The sequence below is a fragment of the Microbacterium sp. CIAB417 genome (assembly GCF_022788845.1).
Window position 1 is genome coordinate 290,777 of the sequence record NZ_JAHZUT010000003.1, and the last position, 23,369, is coordinate 314,145.

At 69.7% G+C, this 23,369-nt stretch carries 23 protein-coding genes, 1 tRNA gene and 1 pseudogene; 18 read left to right on the top strand and 7 right to left on the bottom strand.

All coding sequences use genetic code 11. The annotated features are described in order from the left end of the window. Entirely contained in the window at positions 1 to 1,095 is a 1,095-nt protein-coding gene (locus KYX17_RS13675; RefSeq protein ID WP_243227536.1) for a glycosyltransferase family 2 protein, read from the bottom strand. A gap of 40 nt (positions 1,096 to 1,135) precedes the next feature. Between KYX17_RS13675 and KYX17_RS13680 the strand changes: the two genes are divergently transcribed. Beyond that, positions 1,136 to 2,419: a CDP-glycerol glycerophosphotransferase family protein gene (locus KYX17_RS13680; RefSeq protein ID WP_243227537.1), complete on the top strand. Its 1,284-nt coding sequence runs from the start codon at positions 1,136 to 1,138 to the stop codon at positions 2,417 to 2,419. Positions 2,420 to 2,431: 12 nt separating this feature from the next. Here KYX17_RS13680 and KYX17_RS13685 read toward each other — a convergent pair whose 3' ends face one another. Together KYX17_RS13685 and KYX17_RS13690 are read right to left on the bottom strand one after the other, a co-directional pair. Then, positions 2,432 to 3,328: a hypothetical protein gene (locus KYX17_RS13685; RefSeq protein ID WP_243227538.1), complete on the bottom strand. Its 897-nt coding sequence runs from the start codon at positions 3,326 to 3,328 to the stop codon at positions 2,432 to 2,434. Between the two features lie 47 nt (positions 3,329 to 3,375). Continuing rightward, the gene (locus KYX17_RS13690) at positions 3,376 to 4,068 is read right to left on the bottom strand and encodes an NTP transferase domain-containing protein (protein ID WP_243227539.1); all 693 of its coding nucleotides are present in this window, start codon (positions 4,066 to 4,068) and stop codon (positions 3,376 to 3,378) included. 192 nt (positions 4,069 to 4,260) lie between these two features. Between KYX17_RS13690 and KYX17_RS32305 the strand changes: the two genes are divergently transcribed. The 3 genes from KYX17_RS32305 to KYX17_RS13705 are packed head-to-tail and all read left to right on the top strand — an operon-like array spanning position 4,261 to position 7,827. After that, positions 4,261 to 5,973, top strand: a complete 1,713-nt coding sequence (locus KYX17_RS32305; protein ID WP_243227540.1) for an ABC transporter ATP-binding protein — start codon at positions 4,261 to 4,263, stop codon at positions 5,971 to 5,973. Continuing rightward, positions 5,949 to 7,520, top strand: coding sequence for a hypothetical protein (locus tag KYX17_RS13700; protein WP_243227541.1), 1,572 nt, complete (start codon positions 5,949 to 5,951; stop codon positions 7,518 to 7,520). The genes KYX17_RS32305 and KYX17_RS13700 overlap by 25 nt, the downstream gene beginning before the upstream one ends. A 40-nt stretch (positions 7,521 to 7,560) precedes the next feature. Continuing rightward, positions 7,561 to 7,827 (top strand): DUF3039 domain-containing protein, encoded by a 267-nt coding sequence (locus tag KYX17_RS13705; RefSeq protein WP_243227542.1) that lies wholly within the window; start codon positions 7,561 to 7,563, stop codon positions 7,825 to 7,827. Between the two features lie 10 nt (positions 7,828 to 7,837). Here KYX17_RS13705 and KYX17_RS13710 read toward each other — a convergent pair whose 3' ends face one another. After that, positions 7,838 to 9,142 carry a nicotinate phosphoribosyltransferase gene (locus KYX17_RS13710; RefSeq protein ID WP_243227543.1) on the bottom strand — a complete coding sequence of 435 codons (1,305 nt, stop codon included), beginning with the start codon at positions 9,140 to 9,142 and terminating at the stop codon, positions 7,838 to 7,840. 41 nt (positions 9,143 to 9,183) lie between these two features. Here KYX17_RS13710 and murI point away from each other — a divergent pair, with 41 nt between their 5' ends. From murI to KYX17_RS13730, 4 genes are all read left to right on the top strand, one after another. Then, a complete protein-coding gene (gene murI / locus KYX17_RS13715; protein ID WP_243228189.1) occupies positions 9,184 to 10,014 on the top strand; it encodes a glutamate racemase in 831 nt (276 codons plus the stop codon). 46 nt (positions 10,015 to 10,060) lie between these two features. Beyond that, positions 10,061 to 10,807 (top strand): ribonuclease PH, encoded by a 747-nt coding sequence (gene rph / locus KYX17_RS13720; RefSeq protein ID WP_243227544.1) that lies wholly within the window; start codon positions 10,061 to 10,063, stop codon positions 10,805 to 10,807. Further along, positions 10,804 to 11,400, top strand: coding sequence for an RdgB/HAM1 family non-canonical purine NTP pyrophosphatase (gene rdgB, locus KYX17_RS13725; RefSeq protein ID WP_243227545.1), 597 nt, complete (start codon positions 10,804 to 10,806; stop codon positions 11,398 to 11,400). Before rph ends, rdgB begins: the two co-directional genes overlap by 4 nt. Positions 11,401 to 11,479: 79 nt before the next feature. Further along, complete coding sequence (locus KYX17_RS13730; protein ID WP_243227546.1) at positions 11,480 to 12,394, top strand: cation diffusion facilitator family transporter; 915 nt, start codon at positions 11,480 to 11,482, stop codon at positions 12,392 to 12,394. Here KYX17_RS13730 and KYX17_RS13735 read toward each other — a convergent pair whose 3' ends face one another. After that, positions 12,395 to 14,773 (bottom strand): ATP-dependent DNA ligase, encoded by a 2,379-nt coding sequence (locus KYX17_RS13735; RefSeq protein WP_243227547.1) that lies wholly within the window; start codon positions 14,771 to 14,773, stop codon positions 12,395 to 12,397. Between the two features lie 115 nt (positions 14,774 to 14,888). On the opposite strand from KYX17_RS13735, the gene KYX17_RS13740 reads away from it, so the two are divergent. Beyond that, positions 14,889 to 15,749 carry a Ku protein gene (locus tag KYX17_RS13740; RefSeq protein WP_243227548.1) on the top strand — a complete coding sequence of 287 codons (861 nt, stop codon included), beginning with the start codon at positions 14,889 to 14,891 and terminating at the stop codon, positions 15,747 to 15,749. Between the two features lie 15 nt (positions 15,750 to 15,764). Here the strand turns inward: KYX17_RS13740 and KYX17_RS13745 are convergent, their stop codons facing one another. Together KYX17_RS13745 and KYX17_RS13750 are read right to left on the bottom strand one after the other, a co-directional pair. Beyond that, positions 15,765 to 16,457, bottom strand: a complete 693-nt coding sequence (locus KYX17_RS13745) for a DedA family protein (RefSeq protein WP_243227549.1) — start codon at positions 16,455 to 16,457, stop codon at positions 15,765 to 15,767. Between the two features lie 59 nt (positions 16,458 to 16,516). Then, positions 16,517 to 16,598: transfer RNA gene (locus KYX17_RS13750), tRNA-Leu, on the bottom strand. A 220-nt stretch (positions 16,599 to 16,818) separates the two neighbouring features. Here KYX17_RS13750 and KYX17_RS32445 point away from each other — a divergent pair. The 9 genes and pseudogenes from KYX17_RS32445 to KYX17_RS13795 all read left to right on the top strand — a co-directional run. Then, a pseudogene (locus tag KYX17_RS32445) lies at positions 16,819 to 16,980 on the top strand (family 43 glycosylhydrolase); the annotation flags it as partial. A 6-nt stretch (positions 16,981 to 16,986) separates the two neighbouring features. Further along, positions 16,987 to 17,187 carry a hypothetical protein gene (locus KYX17_RS13760; RefSeq protein WP_243227550.1) on the top strand — a complete coding sequence of 67 codons (201 nt, stop codon included), beginning with the start codon at positions 16,987 to 16,989 and terminating at the stop codon, positions 17,185 to 17,187. Between the two features lie 66 nt (positions 17,188 to 17,253). Beyond that, positions 17,254 to 17,931 (top strand): DUF4304 domain-containing protein, encoded by a 678-nt coding sequence (locus KYX17_RS13765; protein ID WP_243227551.1) that lies wholly within the window; start codon positions 17,254 to 17,256, stop codon positions 17,929 to 17,931. A 91-nt stretch (positions 17,932 to 18,022) separates the two neighbouring features. Beyond that, complete coding sequence (locus KYX17_RS13770) at positions 18,023 to 19,186, top strand: CpaF family protein (RefSeq protein WP_243227552.1); 1,164 nt, start codon at positions 18,023 to 18,025, stop codon at positions 19,184 to 19,186. After that, the gene (locus KYX17_RS13775; protein ID WP_243227553.1) at positions 19,183 to 20,043 is read left to right on the top strand and encodes a type II secretion system F family protein; all 861 of its coding nucleotides are present in this window, start codon (positions 19,183 to 19,185) and stop codon (positions 20,041 to 20,043) included. Before KYX17_RS13770 ends, KYX17_RS13775 begins: the two co-directional genes overlap by 4 nt. Then, the gene (locus KYX17_RS13780; protein ID WP_243227554.1) at positions 20,040 to 20,900 is read left to right on the top strand and encodes a type II secretion system F family protein; all 861 of its coding nucleotides are present in this window, start codon (positions 20,040 to 20,042) and stop codon (positions 20,898 to 20,900) included. Before KYX17_RS13775 ends, KYX17_RS13780 begins: the two co-directional genes overlap by 4 nt. A 138-nt stretch (positions 20,901 to 21,038) precedes the next feature. Next, positions 21,039 to 21,737, top strand: a complete 699-nt coding sequence (locus KYX17_RS13785) for a hypothetical protein (RefSeq protein ID WP_243227555.1) — start codon at positions 21,039 to 21,041, stop codon at positions 21,735 to 21,737. A gap of 282 nt (positions 21,738 to 22,019) precedes the next feature. Beyond that, positions 22,020 to 22,565, top strand: coding sequence for a hypothetical protein (locus KYX17_RS13790; protein ID WP_243227556.1), 546 nt, complete (start codon positions 22,020 to 22,022; stop codon positions 22,563 to 22,565). Further along, the gene (locus KYX17_RS13795; protein ID WP_243227557.1) at positions 22,555 to 23,319 is read left to right on the top strand and encodes a hypothetical protein; all 765 of its coding nucleotides are present in this window, start codon (positions 22,555 to 22,557) and stop codon (positions 23,317 to 23,319) included. Before KYX17_RS13790 ends, KYX17_RS13795 begins: the two co-directional genes overlap by 11 nt. Positions 23,320 to 23,369: the final 50 nt, after the last annotated feature.

Consider the following 23,369-nt stretch of genomic DNA (forward strand, 5'->3'; position numbering starts at 1 on the left):
TCACGGCAGCGGTGTGTTGCGTGATCCGAGCCGCGAGGTGTCGACGGTGTCGCGCGCACCGCGCACGAGTCCCTGGATGAACCCGGCGCCCCACGCGAGATGCATCGAGGGGAGGACGCCCATCGTCCAGAGCTTGTCACGCCACCCCTTGCCGCCCCCGGGGCCGAGCGCGACGCCGACCACGAGGACGGCATAGGCGACCACCGGCAGGTAGACGGCGCTCGCGACGAGGGCGATGACGCCCGAGAGGACACCGGTGAGCTGCAGCACACCGGTCACGACGGCGAGGGCCGCGCAGGCGACGAGTACGGGCGGCGCGAAGAAGCGGAGCGAGTTGCGGCGGCCGTAGCGACGCACCAACTCGCCGCGCCAGGCGCCGGTGGCCCGGAACTGGCGCACGAGTCGTTGCCAGCTCTCGCGGGGCCAGTAGGTCACCCGCAGAGCGGGATCGAACCAGACGCGGTACCCCGCGCGACGGATGCGGAGATTCAGCTCCCAGTCCTCGCCGCGGCGCAGCGACTCGTCGAATCCGCCGACCTCGTCGACGACGACGCGGCGCATGACGCCGAGATACGCGGACTCGGCCGCACTCTCGCGCCGCCCGCCGTGATACGCCCCGCCGCCGAGACCGAAGGGGGAGTTGTAGGCGCGGGCGACGGCGCGCTGGAAGGGCGTGCGGCCGTCGGCCTGCATCACACCTCCGACGTTCGCGGCGCGCACGCGCGCGAGCGTCTCGAGCGCCCTCGTCGTGTAACCCGGGGCCAGCTCGGAATGCGCGTCGACGCGCACGATGGTCGGGAGGGTGCTGCGGGCGATCGCGAGATTCAGACCTGTCGGGATGTCGGCGTCGGGGTTGCGGACGAGCAGGATGCGGTCGTCTTCGGCAGCGAGACGCTCGGCGATCTCGTCGGTGCCGTCGGACGAGGGGCCGAGCGCCAGCACGAGCTCCATGGGTCCGGGGGTCTGCTGGGCGAGCACACTCTGCACGGCGCGTTCCAGATATCGCGCCTCGTTAAGCACGGGCATGACGAACGACACTCCTGCCTCGGCGCCGGGAACCGGGGCGTCACGATGGCCCCCCGCGTCGACATGCATCCGACGATCATCCCATGCGTGCGCTGGTTAGGCTGGATGGATGGGCCTGGCATCAGACATCCGCAAGGCGCGGGGACTTCTCCGGAAGGTCCTCGACAACCGCTCCGCCGTCCGCGAGGTGCGGGCGATGCGCACCCCGTTGCCCGTCGGCCACTTCCGCGTCGGCGTCTACTTCGCCGACGGTGCCGTCAACCTCTACCAGATGCGTCAGTGGTACAAGCCGCTCCAGAAGCTCGCCGAGACCTGGCCGGTCCTGGTGCTCAGCCGCAACGCGACATCGGCCGCCGCGATCATGGCAGAGAGCGAGCTGCCGGTCGCCTTCGTGCCGACCGTGCGCGACCTCGAAAAGGTCGTGGCCGCGCAGGGGCTGCGCATCGTGCTGTACGTGAACCAGAACACCCGGAACTTCCAGATGTTCCGCTACGGGCACCGCTGGCACGTGTTCATCAACCACGGCGAGTCCGACAAGATGTACATGACCACGAACCAGTTCAAGGCGTACGACTACGCCCTGATCGCGGGGGATGCGGCTCGACAGCGTCTGGGACGCGTGCTCTGGAACTACGACCTCGACGCTCGCACGATCGAGATCGGACGCCCGCAAGCCGACCACTATTCCGGGGTGCTGCCCTACACGCCGGACGATCGGACGGTCGTGCTCTACGCGCCGACGTGGGAGGGTGATCGACCATCGGCGTTCTACGGATCCATCGCCAGTCACGGAGAGGCGCTGGCTGCGGCCGTGCTCGGCTCCGCGCGACACCGCCTCGTCTACCGGCCGCATCCGCGTAGTGGCGTGGTGGATCACCAGTACCTGGCCGCGCATCGACGCATCGTCGCGGCGATCGCGGCGGCGAACGCCGCGGACCCCTCCGCTCAGCACGTCTACGACGACGGGCCAGAACTCGGCTGGCAGCTGGCCGCCTCCGACGTCGCCGTGGTCGACATCTCCGCCATGGTCTACGACCGCCTCGCCGCCGACAAGCCGCTGCTCATCACGCGTCCGGTCGACGAGCGCGCCGCTGTCGACACGAGCGGTTATCTCTCGGCGTGCGAGTGGCTGGATGCCGCCGACGCCCCCCGCATCCTCGACGAGGTCGATCGTCTGGTCGGTGACCCGGACGCCGTCGCCCGCCTGGCCTACTGGGTGGACCACTACTTCGGCGACACCTCGCAGGGGGCTCCGACCGCACGCTTTCACGCCGCGATCCAACGCCTCATGGACGAGTGGGACGAGTGGCACGCGCGAGCCGGCGGCGACGCGGACGACGCCGCGGCACAGGCGGAGCTCGACGCGAACGCCGGCCGCGAAGAGGCGTCCTGACCCGAAACGCGGCTACTTGCGTCGCGCGGAGCCGAGCGCCTTTGCGGCGTCGCGCGTGCGGCGCGTGGCGGATCCCGCGGCGTGGGCCACGAGTCCGCCGGCGCGCGCAAGGCCCCGCCCCGCGAGCCGCTCGATCGGGGCCGCGCCCGGGCGGGGCTCGAGTTCCCCGGGCAGATCGATGGGCGGCATCCCGAACGCGCGTCGAGAAGTGGTGATCACGCGGCGCCCGAGCAGATGATTGCCGGCGCCGCCGACCGCCGCGCCCACGCCGAACGGCAGCGCCTTGCCGACGAACGAGGCGCCGCCGCGCGCGGCGAACCGGTGCAGGAACGAGGTCTTCAGTCGGTCCACGAGCGGACCGAGCGCCGCGCGGGGGAGGGTCGTGGTGATCAGCTCGCCCCAGTAGCTGCTGCGCGAGGGACCCTTGCCGCCGGCCTGACGCGCGAGCTGGGTGACCAGGTCGATCCCCTCCTGACCGAGCAGCAGCGTCAGAACGAGCGCGCGTGCCCGGTCGGGATTCTCGACCGGGAGTCCGTGCACCTCGGCGACCGACTGCGCGAACAGTGTCGTCGTCTCCAGGAAGCCGAGAGTCTCCACGCCGCTCAGCGCCAATGTGACGCCCGTCCCGATGCCGGGCACTACGGCGGTCGCGCCGACGGCGGCCCCGCCGGTGGTCACCGCCGCGAGATATCGGCGCTCCAGCATCCGTACGATCTCGACCGTCGTGGCGTGCGGGTGACGCACCCGGATGCTGTGCAGATGCGCCAGCACCACGGGCCGCTGGACGGCGAGCACACGGTCGAGGGCGCGCACGGTGAACGGGTGCTCACTCGACCCGACTGGTGGGATCCCGCCCTGCCACGGCGATTCGTCCGGCAGGCTGTGGATGCGGTGGACCTTCTCCGGCATCCTGCGATGCTAAGCGGCCCGGCTGAACGGCGGCGGGGGATTGCGGATCAGACGAACTGGTTCGCGCGCTCGAGGTCTTCGGCGAAGTCGACCTCGACGGCGTACAGGTCGGAGATGTCCATCGGCTCGAGCAGGAGACCGTCGTGCTGGATGGCGAGCTCGAGACCGCGCTCGAAGTAGTCCTGGTCGTCGACGCGCGTGAGGTGGTGCATGAACGAGCGCTTGTCGGCGCGCGAGATGTAGTTGATTCCCACGGCTTCGCCGATTCCGCCGCGAACGGTCTTGGACAGCTCCTTGATGAAGCCCTCGCTCGTGACGGTGTACTTGACCTCCTCGTCACTCACCTTCGCGGTGTTGACGGTGACGAAGGACTGCTCCCGCTCGATGAGCGCCACGGCACGACCCAGCACGCGGGGATCGAAGACCACATCGCCGTTCATCCAGAGCACGCCGGCCTTGCCCGTCGCGGACAGTGCGCGCAGCAGGCTCTTCGAGGTGTTGGTCTGGTCGTAGCGCTCGTTGTAGACGTAGTCGGCCTCCGGGAAGGCCTCGACGATGGTCTCAGCGCGATACCCGACGACAGTCGTGATCTTGGCGTCCGTGCCGAAAGCGGCGCGGATGTTGTCGTGCTGCTGGCGCATGATGCTGCGCCCGTCGTTCAGCTGGGTCAGCGGCTTCGGCAGGCTGCGGCCGAGGCGCGAGCCCATGCCTGCGGCAAGGATCACAGTCTGAAGTCTCATAAGGTTCATCGCTCCTGGAGTCGAAGTTCACGGTCGGTTCACCGACGAAACACTCCTTTGTGCCGTGCCCATGGTATCCGGGCCACCTGGAAGGCCGCAGATCTGCCCCCTGCCGTTGTGGATTCGTGACAATCGGAGACGCGGCCGTATCCCACCGATGGGATCGTCAGGGGCGGTTGGTACGTTGGTGAAGTGACCTCCACTCCTTCCGGTTCCGACGCGCCCACGCCCGACGACGGCTCCGCCGAGGAGGTCTCCGAAGCCCCCAAGAAGCCGGCATCCGCGCGTCCGTCGGCGCCGCGGTCTCCGCGTTCTACAACCGCCCGCCCGGCTGCGGCGCGCAAGCCCGCGGTGAAGAAGCCGGCCACGTCAGCCGCCGCGTCCGCGGCAGCGCCCGCCGAGGGAGGGGCCGCGGCACCGGTCGCTCCGAAGAAGCCGGCGGCGAAGCGCCCGACCGCGGCGAAGCGCAGCGCGACGCCGTCGGGAGAGGATGCGGCCGCCCCTGCCGCGGCGAAGAAGCCGACCGTGGCGAAGAAGCCCGCGGCCCCTCGAAAGCCCGCGGCACGTGCGACGACAGCGCGTGCCGGCGAGACCGCGCCCACGCCGCGCACCGCGGCGCCGCGGACGAAGGCAGCGCCGTCGGGAGCGAAGACGCCGCGCTCGACAGCCGCCAAGACGCCGCCGGTGGCCCCGATCGACGCGCCGGTGCCGGTGGACTTCGTCATCCCGCCCAAACCGCCCCTGCCGCCGCGCCCCGCGCCGTCGGATGGGGAACAGTCCGCGACCGCCGATGACATGATCGTGCCGGTCGAGGCGCCCGTCGAGGCCGCTTCGCCCGAGGTGCTCGACGCGGTGCCCGTCGTCCCCACGGCGGACGCGGCGACCGAGGAGAGCGATGCCGGGCCCGCGGAAGTGCCCTCGGTCGATCCGGTCGAGACGGTCGAAGAGGAGGTGGCCGTCGAGATCGTGGAGGGGGAACCCGAGCCGATCGGGGAGGGTTCTCCCGTCGATGAAGCGGACGATGAGACTCCCGACGGCACACTGGCACGAGCCGAGACCGTCGTCGTGACCGAGCGTGCCGACGATGAGGAGGGCGAGCGGCTGTTCGCCGACGTCGCCGAGACGACGGCGCCTGCGAACGAGCCCGCTCTGGCACTCGAGGTGAGCGGACTGACCAAGTCCTACGGCGCGACCGTCGCGGTCTCCGGCATCGACCTCGTCGTACCCGCCGGCACGTTCTACGGCCTCGTCGGGCCGAACGGTGCGGGCAAGACCACGACCCTGTCGATGATCGCCGGACTCCTGAAACCGGATGCGGGAACCATCCGCGTCGCCGGCGTCGACGCGCGCACACGGTCACGTGAGGCCAAGAAGCTGATCGGTGTGCTGCCGGACCGGCTGCGCACCTTCGATCGCCTGACCGGTCGCCAGCTGCTGTCCTACGCCGGGCTGTTGCGCGGGCTCGACGCGAACACCGTGGAGCGCCGCGCCTCCGACCTCGGTCGAGCCTTCGACCTGACCTCCGCGCTGGGCCGGTCCGTTTCCGACTACTCCGCGGGCATGACCAAGAAGATCATGCTTGCCGCAGCCCTGATCCACTCGCCGCGTCTGCTCGTCCTCGATGAGCCCTTCGAGGCCGTCGACCCGGTCTCGAGCTCGGTGATCCTCGACATCCTGGGCACGTATGTGTCGCACGGCGGGACCGTTTTGCTCTCCAGCCACGGGATGGATCTGGTCGAGCGCGTGTGTGATCGCGTGGCGGTAATCGTCTCCGGTCAGGTGCTGGTCGACGGCACGGTAGCCGAGGTCCGCGGCGAGCAGACGCTCGAGGCGCGGTTCCTCGAGCTCGTCGGCGGCTCGAACGAGGTGGAGGGCCTCGAATGGCTGCACACGTTCTCCGACTGAGGGCGGCTCTGCTGATCGGGGCGCTGCGCGGCGACGCCGCAGAGCGCTGGCGGGCCATCATCGCGAGCGTGCTGGTCGTGGGCGGCGTCGTCGCCGCCTGCATCGCCCAGATCGCGCTCCAAGCGGTCACCGCACAGTCCGCCTTCGTGGTCACGATCCTCGGCGGCAGCGCGGTCGCGGTGGGGTATGCGCTCGCGCCGCCGATCTCCGGCAGTCCGGACCAGCTCGACCCGCGGCGGTTCCAGGCCTTCGGACTCGAACCCCGACCCCTGGCCGGGGCGATCCTGCTCGCGAGCGTCATCAGCGTGCCCGTGCTGGCGCTGGCGGCGGTGGCCGTGGCGACGGCGGTGATGTGGCTGTCGCAGGATGCCGGCGCGCCGGCTGTGATCGGACCTCTGTTGGGCGTGGTCACGGCGATACTGCTCACCCGGGTGGCCGCGGGACTGGCCTCGATGTGGACACTCCCGCGGCGGTCGCGAGAGCTCACGGGGCTGTTCATCCTCGCGCTGCTGGTCGTCTTCGTGCCGGTGGGGGTGTTCTTCGCGTCACTCGACTGGGGCGATGCGGTTCCCAGTCAGCTCGACGTGGCGGCTCACGTGCTCGCGTTCACCCCGATCGGAGCTGCCTGGGCACTGCCGGGACTGGCAGCGATCGGCGATGTCGGCGGGCTCTGGCTGGCCGTGATGGTCGCGGTGGTCACGATCGCCCTGCTCGGCTGGGCGTGGTACGCCATCGTGCGTCGTGCGCTCACGACGATCGAGCGTCCCCTCGCCGCGCGAGAGCGCGGCGGCATGGGATGGTTCTCGGTGCTTCCCGGCACTGCCGGAGGCGCCATCGCCGCGCGCAGCCTCACGTACTGGCTGCGCGACCGCCGCTACGGCGTGAACGTGCTCGTGGTGCCGGTTGCGGCGCTGCTGACGACCATCCCGCTGCTGGTCGCCGGTGTACCCGCCGAGTACGTCGCCCTCATACCCGTGCCGATCATCGCGCTCTTCTTCGGATGGTTGCCCCACAACGATGTGGCCTACGACTCCACGGCGGTGTGGATGCACGTCGCCTCCGGCGTGCGCGGCATCTCCGACCGCGTCGGACGTCTCGTGCCGATCCTGCTCATCGCGGTGCCGACGTTCGCCGTCGCCGTTCCGGTGGCGGTCGCGATTCACGGGCGTTGGGCACACCTGCCGGCGCTCGCGGGAGTGACGATCAGCCTGTTCCTGTCCGGTCTCGGACTCTCCTCGATCGCCTCGGCAGCCGCTCCGTACGCCGTCTCGCGTCCGGGCGACAGCCCGTTCCAGCAGCCTCAGCGCACGGGATCTGCCGGCATCCTTTCGCAGGCGCTCGTGATGCTGGGTGCGCTCGCGGTCAGCGTGCCGACGCTGTGGTGGGCATGGCTCGCGGTCTCGGGCGACCCGTCCTTCGGCCTCGCCGCACTCGTGGGCGGAGCGGCGACGGGGGTGGTCGTGCTCGGTGTGGGTCTCGCTGTCGGCTCGCGGGTGTTCGAGCGGCGAGAGAGCGAGCTCATGGAGTTCGCGGCGACCAGCTCATGACCAGAGCCGCGCGCAGCCCTCGCGGCTACACTTGCTGACCATGAGCACCCCTGCCGACAGCCCCGACCAGGGCGGCCTCGCCACCCTCGACCGTGAGCTCGAAGAGCTCATCCGCGAAGAGAGCATCGAGCCCGGCGATCACGAGCGCTTCTCGCACTACGTGAAGAAGGAGAAGATCCTCGAGTCGGCCATCACGGGCAAGCCCGTGCGTGCACTGTGCGGCAAGAAGTGGACTCCGGGTCGCGATCCGGAGAAGTTCCCGGTCTGCCCGTCGTGCAAGGAGATCTACGAGTCGCTGCAGCAGTGACTCGCCGCGCTCACACGTAGCGGGTGGGAATCGCCGGATCCGACCGGCTGAGACCGTGCGCCGCGAGGGGGAGCTCGCCGCGGACCTCGAGGTGGTGGGCGCGCGCGGCGCGCACGCCCTCCGGTCCTTCGTGGGAGGCGTCGATCTCGCCGTGCGCCACGAGCGGCACCTGTAGGGCTCGTGCTTCCGCGAGATCGACCCGTGAGTCCGCCGCGTCGATGCGGATGAGCTCCGCCTCGGCGATTCCGTCGCGCAGGCGTCGGAATGCGGTCTTCCGTCCGCCCGTCGAGGTCTTCTCTGCGGATGCCTTGGCGACGCTGACCCACGTGCCGTGGGCATCCTGGCGCGCGACCAGTTTGTAGACCATCCCGGCGGTGGGCGTGCCCGAACCCGTGACGACGGAGGTGCCGACGCCGTACGCGTCGACGGGGGATGCGGCCAGTGCCGCCAGCGCGTACTCATCGAGATCGCTCGTCACGGTGATGCGTGTGTCGGTGGCACCGAGCGCGTCGAGCTGCGCTCGCACGCGCGCGGCGACGACGGGTAGGTCGCCCGAGTCGATGCGCACCCCGCCGAGACCCGTGCCCGCGACGCGGATCGCCGTCTCGACGCCCCGCTCGATGTCGTAGGTGTCCACGAGCAGCGTCGTGCCGAGTCCCTGGGTGGCGATCTGCGCGCGGAAGGCGTCCTCTTCGCGCTCGTGGAGCAGCGTCCAGGCGTGCGCGGCGGTGCCCATCGTGGGGATGCCCCAGGTGCGACCCGCCTCCAGGTTGCTCGTCGCCCCGAATCCCGCGATGTAGGCGGCTCGCGCGGCGGCGACAGCCGAACGCTCGCCCGCTCGTCGCGAGCCCATCTCGGCCAGCGGCCGGTCGCCGGCAGCCAGCGACATCCGCGCGGCCGCTGTGGCGACGGCCGAGTCGTGGTTGAGCACGCTGAGGGCGAGGGTCTCCAGGATGACCGCCTCGAGGAAGCTGCCTTCGACGGTCAGCACGGGGGAGCCGGGGAAGTACAGCTCCCCCTCGCGATAGCCGGTGATCGACCCGGTGAAGCGGAAGTCCGCGAGGGTGGCGAGGGTGTTTGCATCCACCACGCGGTTGTCGCGCAGATACCGCAGCTCGTCGTCGCCGAAGCGGAACTCGCGCAACAGGGACAGCAGCCGACCCGTTCCCGCAACCACGCCGAACCGTCGTCCGCCCGCGAGGCGCCGGGCGAAGAGCTCGAAGACCGTGCGACGTGAGGCGGTGCCGTCACGCAGCGCCGCCTCGATCATGGTCAGCTCGTAGCGGTCGGTGAGCAGCGACGTCGTCTCGGGCATGGCGGTCACTCTATCGAGCGCGGGTAGGCTGAGTGATCGTGGTGGACGACGCGCCGATCGGGATCTTCGACTCCGGAGTGGGTGGTCTGACCGTCGCCCGCGCGATCTCCCAGCTTCTTCCGCGGGAATCGCTGCTCTACATCGGTGACACCGCGCGGTCGCCCTACGGCCCCAAGCCGATCGCGGATGTGCGCCGGTATTCGCTCGAGATCCTCGACACGCTGGTCGAGCAGGGCGTGAAGATGCTCGTGATCGCGTGCAACACCGCGTCGGCGGCGGTGCTCCGCGACGCGCGGGAGCGCTACGACGTGCCCGTGGTCGAGGTCATCGGTCCCGCCGTGCGCACCGCACTCGCGACGACCCGAAACAGCCGCATCGGCGTCATCGGCACGACCGGGACGATCGGATCCGGCGCCTACCAGGACATGCTCGAGGTGAACCCGAACGTCACCGTGTTCGCGCAGGCCTGCCCCCGCTTCGTCGACTTCGTGGAGGCGGGTGTGACCGGCTCGCCCGAGGTGCTGCAGGTCGCCGAGCAATACCTAGAGCCGCTGCGCCACGCGGGCGTCGACACGCTCGTGCTCGGCTGCACGCACTACCCGTTCCTCGAAGGCGCTATCAGCTACGTCATGGGTGAGGGTGTGAGTCTCGTCTCGAGCGACACCGAGACGGCGAAGGACGTCTACCGTCAGCTCGTCTCCCGTGATCTGCTGGCGGGCCCCGACGCCGTGGCCCAGCACGTCTACGAGGCGACGGGCTCGTCGGCCGACGACTTCATCCAGCTCGCGCACCGCCTCATGGGGCGTGAGGTGCGTCAGGTGCAGCTCGTGCAGACCGGCACGATCGATCTGCCGCGCACCACCGCGCTCTGACGACCCATTCCCGACTTTCCCGCATCCGCCCTACCCGAGGAGAACGATGACCGACATCACCCGCGCCGATGGGCGCACCGTCTCGCAGCTGCGTCCCGTGACGATCGAGCGGGGCTGGTCGAGCCAGGCCGAGGGGTCCGCGCTCATCTCGTTCGGCAACACGAAGGTGCTGTGCACGGCATCGTTCACGAACGGCGTGCCGCGCTGGCTCACCGGCAGGGGCAAGGGCTGGATCACCGCGGAGTACGCGATGCTGCCGCGCGCCACGAACGACCGCAACGACCGCGAGAGCGTCAAGGGCAAGATTGGCGGACGCACGCACGAGATTTCGCGCCTTATCGGCCGGGCGCTGCGTGCGGTCGTCGACACGAAGGCGCTGGGTGAGAACACCATCGTCATCGACTGCGACGTGCTGCAGGCCGACGGCGGCACACGGACCGCGGCCATCACCGGCGCCTACGTCGCCCTCGCGGACGCGATCGAGTGGGGCCGTCGCAAGAAGTTCATCGGGCAGAAGGCGCAGGTGCTCTTCGACTCCGTCTCGGCCGTCTCGGTCGGCATCATCGACGGCGAGCCGATGCTCGACCTCGCGTACGTCGAGGACGTGCGCGCAGAGACCGACATGAACGTCGTCGTCACCGGACGGGGCCTCTTCGTCGAGGTGCAGGGGACCGCCGAGGGGGCGCCGTTCGACAAGCGCGAGCTCGACGCCCTGCTGGAGCTCGCGCTCGCCGGATGTGGCGAGCTGGGCCAGGCGCAGGCGGCGGCACTCGCGGCGGGGGACGAGGCGTGACCGACCGCGTGGTGCTCGCCACGCACAACCCACACAAGGTGGAGGAGTTCCGCCAGATCGTGCAGGCGACCCGTCCCGACCTGACGGTCATCGGCTACGACGGGCCGGAGCCGGTCGAGGACGGCGTGACCTTCGCGGCCAACGCGCTGATCAAGGCCCGCGCCGCCGCGGCGTACACCGGGCTTCCCGCGCTGGCCGACGACTCGGGCATCTGCGTCGATGTGCTCGGGGGAGCGCCGGGCGTGTTCTCCGCGTACTGGGCCGGACACCGCAAGGATGCCGCAGCCAACCTGGAGCTGCTGCTCGATCAGCTGTCCGACATCGCCGACCCGCACCGCACCGCGCAGTTCGTCTCCACGATCGCGCTCGTGATGCCCGGCGGTGCCGAGCACGTCGTCGAGGGCGTCTGGCCGGGCCGGCTCGCACTCGCCGCCGACGGTGCCGGTGGATTCGGGTACGACCCGATCTTCATCCCTGACGGCCAGTCCGGCACGGAGCGCACGGTGGGTCAGTTCTCGGCGGCCGAGAAGAACGCAGCCTCGCACCGCGCTCGCGCCTTCGCCGAGCTCGGACCGCTGCTCAGCGAGCTCTGAGCGCGGGAGCGAGAATCACTCTCGTTCCCGATTGCGCGCAAACCGTCTGAGGGCCGGACGCGGCGCCTAGCCTGGTGCCATGCACGATCACGCGCCCGCATCCGGAGTCCGCGGCGGCAGCAACCGCCGCCTGCTCGCGATCTCGCTCGGGATCACCTCGACGGTGTTCGTCGTGCAGGTCGTCGGCGCGATCCTGTCCGGGTCGCTGGCGCTGCTCGCGGACGCCGCCCACATGCTGACGGATGCGGCAGCGCTGGTCATCGCGCTGATCGCCAGCGCCGTCGCCGCGCGCCCCGCCAACGACCGCCGCACGTTCGGATACCAGCGCGCCGAGGTGTTCGGTGCGCTCGCGAACGGCGTGATCCTTCTCGGGCTCTCGCTGTGGGTCGGTGTCGAAGCGATCACGCGGCTCATCAACCCTGCCGAGGCGGAGGTGGCCGGCGGGCTGATGCTCGGGGTCGCCGCGGTCGGCCTCATCGCCAATGCCGTTGCGATGTGGCTGCTGGGCGCGGCGCAGCGCACGAGCATCAACGTGCGCGGCGCGTACCTCGAGGTGCTCGGCGACCTGCTCGGCTCGGTCGCGGTGATCGTCGCCGCCGTCGTCATCCTGCTCACCGGCTGGCTGCCGGCCGACGCGATCGCGTCGCTGCTGATCGCCGCCATGATCGTGCCGCGCGCCATCGGCCTGCTCCGCGAAGTGGTCTCGGTGCTGAGCGAGGCGACCCCGAAGGGCGTCGAGGTCGACACGATCCGTGCCCACATCCTCGGGACGCCCGGCGTCGTCGCCGTCCATGACCTGCACGTCTGGCAGCTCACCCGCGGCGCTCCCGTGTTCACGGCGCACGTCGTGGTCGACGAAGAGGCCTATGCCACCGGAGGCGCGGCCCGCATCCTCAGCGATCTGCAGGGCTGCCTGGCCACGCACTTCGACGTGGAGCACTCGACCTTCCAGCTCGAGCCCGCCGATCACGTCGAGCACGAGGCGCACGCCTGATCACGTCTCGTCTCGGACCTCGTCGGGGCTCTTGTCCGGGCGGAGTCCGCGCCAGCGTGCCTGTCGCAGCCTGCCGTCGGGCGTGACCTCGGCGTAGCCGACCTCCGCGACGATCTCCGGGCGCACCCACAGTGCGTCCGAGGCGTCGGCGTGCGGCACATCGAGAAAGGGGGATGCGTCGGTCCGCAGCGGCCGCAGCACCTCGTCGAGCCGGCGCAGCTCCCGCTCGCTGAAGCCCGTCCCCACCCGGCCGACATAACGAAGTCCGTCGGGGGAGGGCACTCCCATGAGCAGCGATCCGATACCGCCGCGACCGTTGCGACCCGGCCGGATCGCGCCGATCACGACCTCCTGCGCGGCGATGTGCTTGATCTTCAACCACTGGTCGCTGCGCCGGCCCGGACGATACACGGACGCCGGATTCTTGACCATGACGCCCTCGAGGGAGAACGCGGTGCTGGTCTCCAGCGCCGCATCCAGGTCCTCGAAGACGGGCGGCACGACCCAGGGGGGATTCAGATCACGGGCCAGGCCCTCGAGGTGCGTGCGTCGCTCGCGCAGCGGGAGCGCGGTCAGATCCTGTCCGTCCAGAGCGAGGACGTCGAACACATGCAGATGCACGGGGACCCGCTCCGCCTCGCGTCGGATGTCCGCTGGCTTCGTGAGATGCATGCGGGACTGCAGCAACGGGAAGCTCGGCCGCCCGCGCTCGTCCAGCGCGATGATCTCCCCGTCGAGGATGCAGGCCGCGCGTCCGAGACCGGGGTCGGCGGTGAGCTCCGGGTAGCGGTCGGTGATGTCGGTCCCGCTGCGGGCGCGCAACAGCATCCGCTCGCCATCCCAGAAGGCGAGGGCACGCACGCCGTCCCACTTCATCTCCGCCCACGGCTCACCCCACCGCCGTGCCGCAGCGGCCGCCAATCCGGCGGTGGAGTTCTCGGCGAGCATCGGACGCAGCCGCGTCGGCGAGAGCTCGTCCGGCCACGGAGCGTCGGATGCGGCGGCCGGTGGCTGGTCGTCCTTCATCCGATGCAGGAGCCACGTAGACTTCTCGCCCTCGCCGTCGGTGCGGATCAGGGCGAGCCGCACGGTACCGAGGGGGCCGCCCTCCCGACCTGTCACGGTGAAGATGACCTCGTCCGGTCGCCATTTCTCCGCCGCGTAGGTGCCGGTGTCCCAGATCGTCACCTCGCCCGCGCCGTATTCGCCCGCCGGGATCTTGCCCTCGAAGGAGCCGTAGGAGAGCGGATGGTCTTCGGTCATCACGGCGAGGTGGTTGCGTTTCGTCGTCTCCGGTACGCCCTTGGGTACGGCCCAGCTCACGAACACTCCGTCGTGTTCGAGGCGCAGGTCGTAGTGCAGACGCCGAGCGTGGTGCTCCTGGATGACGAAGCGCAGCGCACCCGTAGATGCCGGATCGGCGGCGGGGTCCGATGGCACCGGCTCGGGGGTGCGGTCTGCGGATCGCTTCGAGATGTAGGTGCGCAGCGGCTCCGCGGCGCCGCGTCGAGGGCGCAGCGGCGCGAGGAGGTCGCCGTCCGTCTCGGCACGTGCGAGCACCTGCGTCAGGTCGAGCTGCGCGAGGTCGGGTTCGTCCAGCTCCTCCCAGGTTCGCGGCGCGGCCACGGTAGGCCGCGCCCGGCCGCGCAGCGAGTATGGGGCGATGGTCGTCTTCTTGCCGTTGTTCTGCGACCAGTCGACGAAGACCTTGCCCGGGCGCAGGGCCCGCGACATGCTGCTGACGACGAGGTCGGGGTGATCGGCCTCGAGCGACCGCGCGAGCTCCTTCGCGAGCGCGGAGGCCGCCTCGCTCGTCTGGCCGGCGGGGAGCGCGCAGTACAGGTGGATGCCTTTGCTCCCGCTCGTGACGGGGAAGGGCTCGAGGCCCGCATCCGTGAGGATCGCGCGCGCCCATCGCGCGACCTCGGCGACGGTGGGCAGGTCGATGTCGTCGCCCGGGTCGAGGTCCAGGACGAGCCGGTCGGGGCCTGCGGGGCGCCCGTCGGCGTCGAAGCGCCACTGCGGGGTGTGCAGCTCGAGGCTGGCGGTCTGTGCGAGCCAGACCAGGGTCGGAACGTCGTCGACGAGCACGTAGTCCTTGGTGCCCGTGGAGTGCTCGATGCTCTGACGGCGCAGCCACTCGGGGGCGCCCCGCTCGAGGTTCTTCGCGAAGAACGGTTCGGAGTCGACGCCGTCGGGCCAGCGTTTGCGAGTCACGGGACGGCCGTCGAGGTGGGGGAGCAGCACCGGGGCGATCCGCGCGTAGTAGTCGATGACCTCGGCCTTGGTCGTGCCGGTGGCGGGATAGAGCACCTTGTCGAGATGGCTGACGCGGATGCGGCGGCCCTCCACCTCGACGGTCTGCTCGCGTGCGGACATGCGCCCATCCTGCCGCCCGGTGCGTCGGACGCGCACCCGTTGCGCCCCCGCGAGTCGGATGCAAGCGCCTCGCAACCCCTAGCCGCGAGGCACGACTCGGTTGTCTACTTGGCCTATGAGGTCGATATGGAAGGGCGCGGTCGCGTTCGGGCTCGTGAACGTCCCGGTGAAGGTGTACTCCGCGACGGAGGACCATGACGTGTCGCTGCACCAGGTGCACGCGGCGGATGGCGGCCGCATCCGTTATCAGCGCGTCTGTGAACTCGACGGCGAGGTCGTGCCGTACGCCGACATCGACCGGGCGTACGACGACGGCGACCGCACCGTCGTGCTCACCAAGGAGGATCTCGAGTCGCTGCCCGCGGAGAAGTCACGCGAGATCTCGGTCGTCGAGTTCGTGCCGAGCGACCAGGTCGACCTGCTCACCCTCGACAAGGCCTACTACCTCGAACCGGACTCGTCGTCGCCGAAGGCCTATGTGCTGCTGCGGCGCACGCTCGAGCAGACCGACCGCACCGCGATCGTGCAGTTCTCGCTGCGCCAGAAGACCCGATTGGCCGCGCTGCGCGTGCGCGGCGACGTGCTGGTGCTGCAGACGCTGCTCTGGGCCGACGAGGTGCGCGAGGCATCCTTCCCGTCGCTCGACGAGGACGTGAAGATCTCCGCGAAGGAGCTCGAGCTCTCGGCGGCGCTCGTCGACAGCTTCTCGTCCGACTTCGATCCCACCGAGTTCCGCGACGAGTATCAGGAGCAGCTGCGCACGCTGATCGAGGCCAAGCTCGAGAAGGGCGAGAGCGTCGACACCTCGGCCACATTCGGCGAGGAGAGCGACGAGAAGGACGGCGGGGAAGTCATCGACCTCATGGCGGCCCTCCGTGCCAGCGTGGAACGCAGCCGGGCATCGAAGAAGGACGCGTCATCGAAGAGCGACGACAAGCCCGCGGCGAAGCGGAAGAAGAGCTCGAAGGCGTCGTGACCGGACGCGGGGGCGTTACTCGCCCGATGCGGCCTGGTCGCGTTGTTCCTTCTTGACCTTCGCGCGCTCGCGGAAGTAGTGCCAGAGCGTGACGGCGGCCGTCAGCGCCACGACGCCGATGAGGATGACGTCGATGTACTCGGTCACGATCTTCGCGACCCAGGGGATGTAACCCACGAGGTAACCGATCATCGTGAGCCCGAAGCCCCAGAGGATCGCGCCGATCAGGTTGTAGAGGCTGTACTTGCGCCAGGGCATGTGACCGACGCCGGCCGCGACCGGTGCGAAGGTCCGCACGATCGGGACGAAACGGGCGACGATGACGGTCAGCCCGCCGAAGCGCTCGAAGAACGCATTGGTGCGCTCGACGTTCTTCTTGCTGAACAGGCCCGACTCTTTGCGCTCGAAGATCGCCGGTCCGCCCTTGTGGCCGATGAGGTAGCCCACTTCGCCGCCGACGAAGGCAGCGAGACCGATCAGCAGGGCCACGACCCACACGTTCACGCCGAAGACGCCGTTGGGTGCCACATCCGAGGAATGCGAGAGCAGCCCGGAGATGATGAGCAGCGTGTCACCGGGCAGCAGGAAGCCGATGAGCAGCCCGGTCTCCGCGAACACGATGAAGCAGACCACGGCGAGAGCCCACGGACCGGCCGCCGCGATGATCGTCTCGGGCGAGAGCCAGGGGATGAGGGCGATGGAGTGCACGGGCGTCCCGTCGATCGGATGTCAGGATGTGGGGCGCGGGTGACACGCCCCCGTCCCCGTGCGGAAGGTGGGACTTGAACCCACACGCTCGAAAGCACAGGAACCTAAATCCTGCGTGTCTGCCAATTTCACCACTCCCGCGGGTGGGGACAGTCTATCCAGCGCGCTTCGGATCTCCTGTGCGTCGCCGCGCATGACGGCGACGCACAGGTCGCGTCAGGACGCGGTGACCTCGCTCACCGCCGTCTCGATGAGGGGCGCTGCGAGACGGCGAGCACCTGGGTGCGCGCGAGGTCCACACCGGCGACGGTTATGACCGCTCCGCCGTAGGAGTGTCCGGCGAGCACGACGTCGCCGTCTGCTGCAGAAGGACACCACGCAGGGCATCCTCGGCCCGGCGCACAGCTCGATCATCAACGTTCCGGGCACGGACGTCTGGTACATCGCGTACCACCGCTTCGCGATCCCGGGCGGTGACGGCACGCACCGTGAGACGACGATCGACCGCATCCAGATCGGTTCCGACGGGTTGCCTGCCGGCGTCCACACGATCGTGGTCTTCGGCGCCGACGGGTCGGAGATCGCGCGCCAGCTGATCACCGTGGTTCCGGCGGGCCAGCTCGCTGTCACCGCGCAGGGCCCCTTGGGTGTTGCGCTCCTCGGATCGCTGCTGATCGCGGCCGGAGGGATGGCGTGGTTCCTGCGCCTCCCGCGTTGCCGAACGGTCTGATCGCCCGCTGAAACGGCCGGGGCTGGCACGGTATGCCTTTCGGGGCATATCGCGTCGGCCCTCGCCGTGCGCCGCGGCACACTGCGGCCCCGGACGGTACGCTGCGGCGAGGACAACACCCGGAAGAGAACCGAAGGCATGGACCTGGAAGCTCGTTTGGTCGCGCTGGTGGCCGAGGCGGTCGTACCCGTGCTCAAGCCGCGCGGCTATCGCAAGAGACGTCTCACCTGGATGCGTGAGACGCCGGATGCGGCGCACGAGATCGCCCTGCAACGCAGCCATGGCAATGGTAGGGATCATCTGCGCATCTACATCGAGGTGGCGGCGTACGTGCCCGCGTTCGATGAGGCGATCGGCCGGTCGGTACCGGCCTCGATGGCGGCTGGCACGGCGCAGTACCGTCAGCGTTTCGAGGACGTCGTCGACTGGCCGTCGCAGTGGATCGATCTCGAAGCGTGGCCGCAGGATGAGTTGGTGGGGCGGCTGCGCGAGGCGATGGAGATCCTCTCAGACCACCTTGATGCCATCCGCTCCGCGGACGCGCTTGCGGCGGCGAAGCTCGCTGTGAGCGCCGGGCTCGACGTCGACCTGTTCGCCTGGTGGTGCGTGACCGCGAACGAGGCTGAGCGCACCGCACAGTACCGGCAGGCGTTGGCGACGTTCGGCGAGGAAGAGAGGTGGCCTCGCCTTCGCGCGCAGTTCGCGACTGTCGCGACTCGGCACGGGCTGAGTCTGCCTGACTGACTCGACGCTCCAGTCGTCCGCGAGGCGATCGTGTGCGGCGGCTGTGGATAACTCCAGCGCGCGGGAGCGTGTCCCGTTCAGGATGCTGCGCATGTCACCGTCGTCCGCTCTCCGTGATGCGATGCCCGCCGAGGCCACGCTCGCCGAACGGGTGCGGGCGCGTCTGCGGGCCGATGGCGTCGACCCGACGCGGGACCCGGAAGCAGGGGAGCGGCTGGCTCGCGCCGAGGTGCGTCGGCACAACGACACAGCGCTCGCGCGGGGTGCGGCGACGCTCGACGACGAGGACGCATCCGTGCGCGGTGTGCTCGCAACCGTCGCGGGTTACGGGCCCCTGCAGCCGCTGCTCGACGACCCTGAGGTCGAAGAGGTTTGGATCAATGCACCTGACCGGGTGTTCGTGGCTCGCGAGGGCCGCTCCGAGCGGACCGGTGTGGTGCTCACCGAGGCGCAGGTGAGGGAGCTCGTCGAGCGGATGCTGCATGCGACCGGGCGGCGTGTCGATCTGAGTCAGCCGTTCGTCGACGCGTCGTTGCCCGACGGCAGCCGGCTGCACGTCGTGATCGGCGGGATCACCCGCAAGCACTGGGCCGTCAACATCCGCAAGTTCCTGCCGCGCTACCGCCGGCTCGCCCAACTCGTCGCCACCGGCACGCTGCCGCCCCAGGTCGCCGAACGGCTGAGTCGGGCGATGCGCCAGGGCGACAGCATCCTGGTCTCGGGAGCGACGCACGCCGGCAAGACGACGATGCTCGCGGCGCTGATCGCCGAATGCGCTCCGCACCAGCGCATCATCACGGTCGAGGAGACGTTCGAGCTCGCCGTCGACGCGCACGACATCGTGGCGCTCCAGGGCCGCCAGCCGAGTCTCGAGGGCACGGGCGAGGTCACGCTGCGACGGCTCGTGAAGGAAGCGCTCCGGATGCGGCCCGACCGCCTCATCATCGGTGAGGTGCGCGACGCGGAGGCACTCGATCTGCTGCTCGCGCTGAACACGGGCGTGCCGGGTGCCGCCACCATCCACGCGAACTCCGCCCGCGACGCACTCGTGAAGCTCGCGTCACTTCCGCTGCTGGCGGGACGCAACATCGATCGGGACTTCGTCGTGCCGGCCATCGCTTCCAGCATCGACCTCGTCGTGCACTGCGCGCAGGACGCCCGCGGCGCGCGACACGTCGTGGAGGTGATGCAGACGACCGGCGAGGTCATCGATGGTGTGGTCGAGGTCGTCCCCGTGTACGAGGCGGTCCGATGACGATCTTGCTCGGTGCGCTCCTCGGCGCCGGAATCCTCCTGATGCTCGCGCCTCGCTTGTGGCCCGCGAGCGCGAGGACGCACCGCCCCGCGCCGCGGAGATCTCGGGGCGCGGTACTCCTGGCGGAAGCGGGTTTCGCGCACATGCCCCTCAGCGTGCTGATCCTCGCCTCTGCCGCCGGCGCGGTTCTCGCAGCAGCGGTCGCCTGGCTGCTCACCCAGGTGCCGGCGTTCGTCCTGCTCGCCGCGCTCGCGGGGGCGGCGGCACCCGCGCTGTGGCTCCGCGGCCGAGCGCGTCGGCTCCTCAAGATCCGCCGGGGACTCTGGCCCGACGTCTGCGACCTTCTCATCGCCTCCGTGCGGGCCGGTTTCGCGCTGCCGGATGCGCTTGCGTCGCTCCAGAGTTCGGCACCGATGCCCCTGCGACCCGCCTTCGCCGGCTTCGCGCGCGACCTCGCCGCATCCGGACACTTCGAGACGAGTCTCGACCGGTTGAAGGTGGCGCTGTCCGATCCGGTGGCGGACCGCATCCTGGAGACGCTGCGGATGGCCCGACAGGTGGGCGGAACCGAGCTGGTTCCGGTACTGCGGTCGCTGTCCGGGGCCGTACGGGCCGATGCGGCGGTGCGCGCCGAAGTGGATGCGCGCCAGTCCTGGGTGCGGGGCGCCGCGGTGCTGGGGCTGGTCGCCCCGTGGGTGATCCTCGTGCTGTTGGCCCTCCGGCCGGAAGGCTCCGCCGCCTATTCGAGGCCCGAGGGCGTGGTGCTGATCGTCGTCGGCGCGCTCGTCTCTGTCGCCGCGTTCCGGATGATGCTGGCGGTCGGTCGACTGCCCGAGCCGCGGAGGTGGTTCGGATGACCCCTGCCGGCGTCACGCAGGCGGCGCTCGCGGTGCTTCTCGGTGGAGCGCTGGGTGCCGGGATCTCCCTGATCCTCTGGGCGACGCCCCGCTGGCGCGCGGTCTCGCTCGGGCGCCGGATCGCACCCTACCTGCGCGACGTCGCCGACCCGCGCGGACTGACGCCGCTGCACGCGCCCGTGCGTGACGCGGGGGAGAAGCTTCTGCGCCGGTTGGGTGCGCGCGTGGGCGGCGCGGCCGATCTCGAGGTGCGACTGCGTCGAGCGGGATGGCGGATGGATGCGGCGGCCTTCCGGGCACGCCAGCTCACCTGGGCGGTCGTGGGACTCTTTGCCGGCGCGGTCATGGTCGTGGCCCTCGTCGTCGCAGGATCCTTCGCTCCCGCGGTCGGCGTCCTCCCGCTGCTGGGAGCCGCGGCCGGGGCGATCGGATACGACCTGCGCCTCGGTGCGGCGGTTCGAGCCCGCGCCGCGCGGGCCGCCGAGGAGCTGCCCACCATCCTGGAGTTCCTCGCCCTGTGCCTCGCGGCCGGAGAGAGCGCGTTCGATGCGATCCGGCGCGTCTCATCCGTCGGCTCCGGTGAGATCGTCGCGGAACTGCGTCGGGCGGTGCTCGACGTCGGCACGGGATCGTCGCTGAGTGACGCGCTCGCCTCCGTCGGGCGGGCGATCGACACTCCCGCCGTGGCCCGCAGTATCGACCAGATCGTCGCGGCCATCGATCGCGGTGCGCCCCTCGCGCAGGTCCTGCAGGCGCAGGCGACCGACGCGCGTGAGGACGCCAAGCGCGTGCTCATCGAGAAGGCCGGCCGCAAAGAGATCTACATGCTCCTCCCTGCTCGGCAGGCTTGCGTCTAGCCCTGTCGTCACCCTCCCCAAGTTCCCGTTCGAGGTTGCGCTCCGGCGCGCCGCGTAGACGGTACAGACCCCGGTCTGTCAACCGTCAGACCGGCCCGCCCAGGGGTGAGAGCTCCGTCCAGGGAATCGAGAAACACAATGGCAGTAAACAAGTCGGCGCTGGTCGCCGCAGTCAGCAAGTTCCGCGCGGATACGGCCACGGCGGTCAAGTTCCACGACCCGGAACGAACGAACACCGCGAACACGAAGCGGAAGCACCTCGGGGTGATGGAGGCCCGCGCGGAACTCCTCAAGTCGATGCCCGCCGAGCCGGAGGCGCCTCAGGTCAATCGTGCGTCGGTCATCGCTGGGCTCGTCCCGACGACCGCCGACCAGATTGCGGTGCAGGCGCGCGAACTCGCCATCGTCGAGCGCATCCTGGCTTCGGGTCGAACGCTGGCGGAGGTCATGCGCGGGGCGACCCCGGAGCGCCTCGCGGCCATCGCGGCCAATGCAGAGGTGATGCCCGAGGTGCTCCGCTCGGACGACCCGGCGGCGGTCGTGGCGGGAATCCACGAGCGGGTTTTCGACGCGCTGGTCGAGGCGGGCCACCCGCAGGCGGTCATCGCTCGCGACGCTCAGGCGCAGTTCGAGGAGCAGTCTGCGTGGCGCGAGGTCATCAAGGACACCATCGAAGGTGCGCAGACCGGCGGTGGGCTCACGGCGCTGTTCAAGGCGGACCGCGAAGGGTTCGAGGCCCTGATGGCGTCGAACACCGAGCCGGTCGTGAACGCGGACACGGCGGAGGCGGTGCGGAAGCTCGACCAGACGTTCAAGGTCGGCCCGCAGGCCGTGTGATAGGCCCGCCGGGGTAACGCGCTCGCCGCGTCCTCGACATCGCGACAGGCCCCCGGTATCGCTCAGGCGACCGGGGGCCTCGTCGTGTCTGGGTGGCACGCGATCACGGAAGCCCTGTCCGGCGACCTGAGAGCCCCGGGACCCCCACGAATACCGGCGCACCCTCACGAGGTCGAGGAAGACGGCACGGGAGGCCGGAAAGTCGTGCTTCTGAACGCCGTAGACGCCGTGTTGGATGCTTCTAGTAGACTCATGTCACCTTGAACATGACTGGGGGTAGTGATGGAAGACGAGATGGACCTCGAAATCGAGGCGATGGGGAAAGTGTCGAAGGCGCTCGGAGGCCTCGAAGAAGAGGCGCGCGGGCGGGTGATCCGCTGGGCGGCTGAGCGCTACGGGATTTCCCTCGGAGCCGCGCCGCGCAAGCAGAGCGGTGGTGGGGGCGGAGACAATCCGGGCGCCGAGGACGTCGATGACGAGATCGAAGAAGAAGCCCACGAAGAGTCACCGGAGTGGGAGCACTTCGCGGAGCTTTACGACGCTACCGGTGCATCCACGCATCCTGAAGGCATGCTCGTCGCCGCGTACTGGGTCCAGGTGCTCAAGGGACAGGGTTCGTTCGGCTCCTTGGAGCTGAACAAGCTCCTCAAAGACCTCGGTCACGGTGTCACTGGCACGGCAAAGGTGATGTCGAACCTCATCGCGAAGAAGCCTGCGCTCATCCTTCAGCTCAAGAAGTCCGGTAAGAGCCAGCAGGCGCGGAAGACCTACCGGCTCACCGACGCTGGTAAGAAGGCCGTCGAGCAGATGATCGCGAATGGCGCTTGATCCGAAGGACGCGTTCAACGCGCTCCCACCGACGCTCGTCGCGGACCTGCTCGACGCCTTCCAGCAGGTCGTCAAGAACTACGCCGAGCATCGATGGGAGCCGTCCGAGCTGAACGGTGGCAAGCTCTGCGAGGCGGCGTACACGATCTTGACCGGCTACTTCGCGGGTACCTACGAGCAGCGCGCACACAAGCCTAAGGACATGGTGAGCGCCTGCCGAAACCTGGAGAAGGAGCAGGGGCCGCGAGCGGCACGGATCCAGATCCCGCGCATGATCGTGGCGCTTTACGAGATTCGGAACAACCGTGGCGTGGGTCACGCGGGCGGTGACGTTGACCCGAACCACATGGACGCCACCGCCGTCGTGTACATGAGTAAGTGGGTGGTGGCCGAACTCGTTCGACTACTCCACGGACTTACGACCGACAAAGCCACCGATCTAGTCGACGCTCTCGTGGAGCGGGAAGTCGCACTCGTCTGGCGAAGCGGCGACAAGCGGCGCGTGCTGGCGACCGGCTTGACCCTGCGCAAGGGCACCCTGTTGCTTCTGTCGGGTGTAGCCGAGGCGCGAGAGTCAGACCTGGCTTCCTGGCTGGAACAGAAGCGCGCGGCGGACTACCGGAACAAGGTGCTCAAGCCGATGCACAAAGAACGCCTGATCGAGTACGACCAGGAAGCGGGAACGGTGCAGTTGATCCCGCCTGGGGTGGCGGCGGCGGAGGCTCTTATCCACGAGCTCGGGGACCGCGCTTAGGCGAACGAACCCGAGGGTTTACAGCTCGGACGCACGTCCCGATGCTGGCT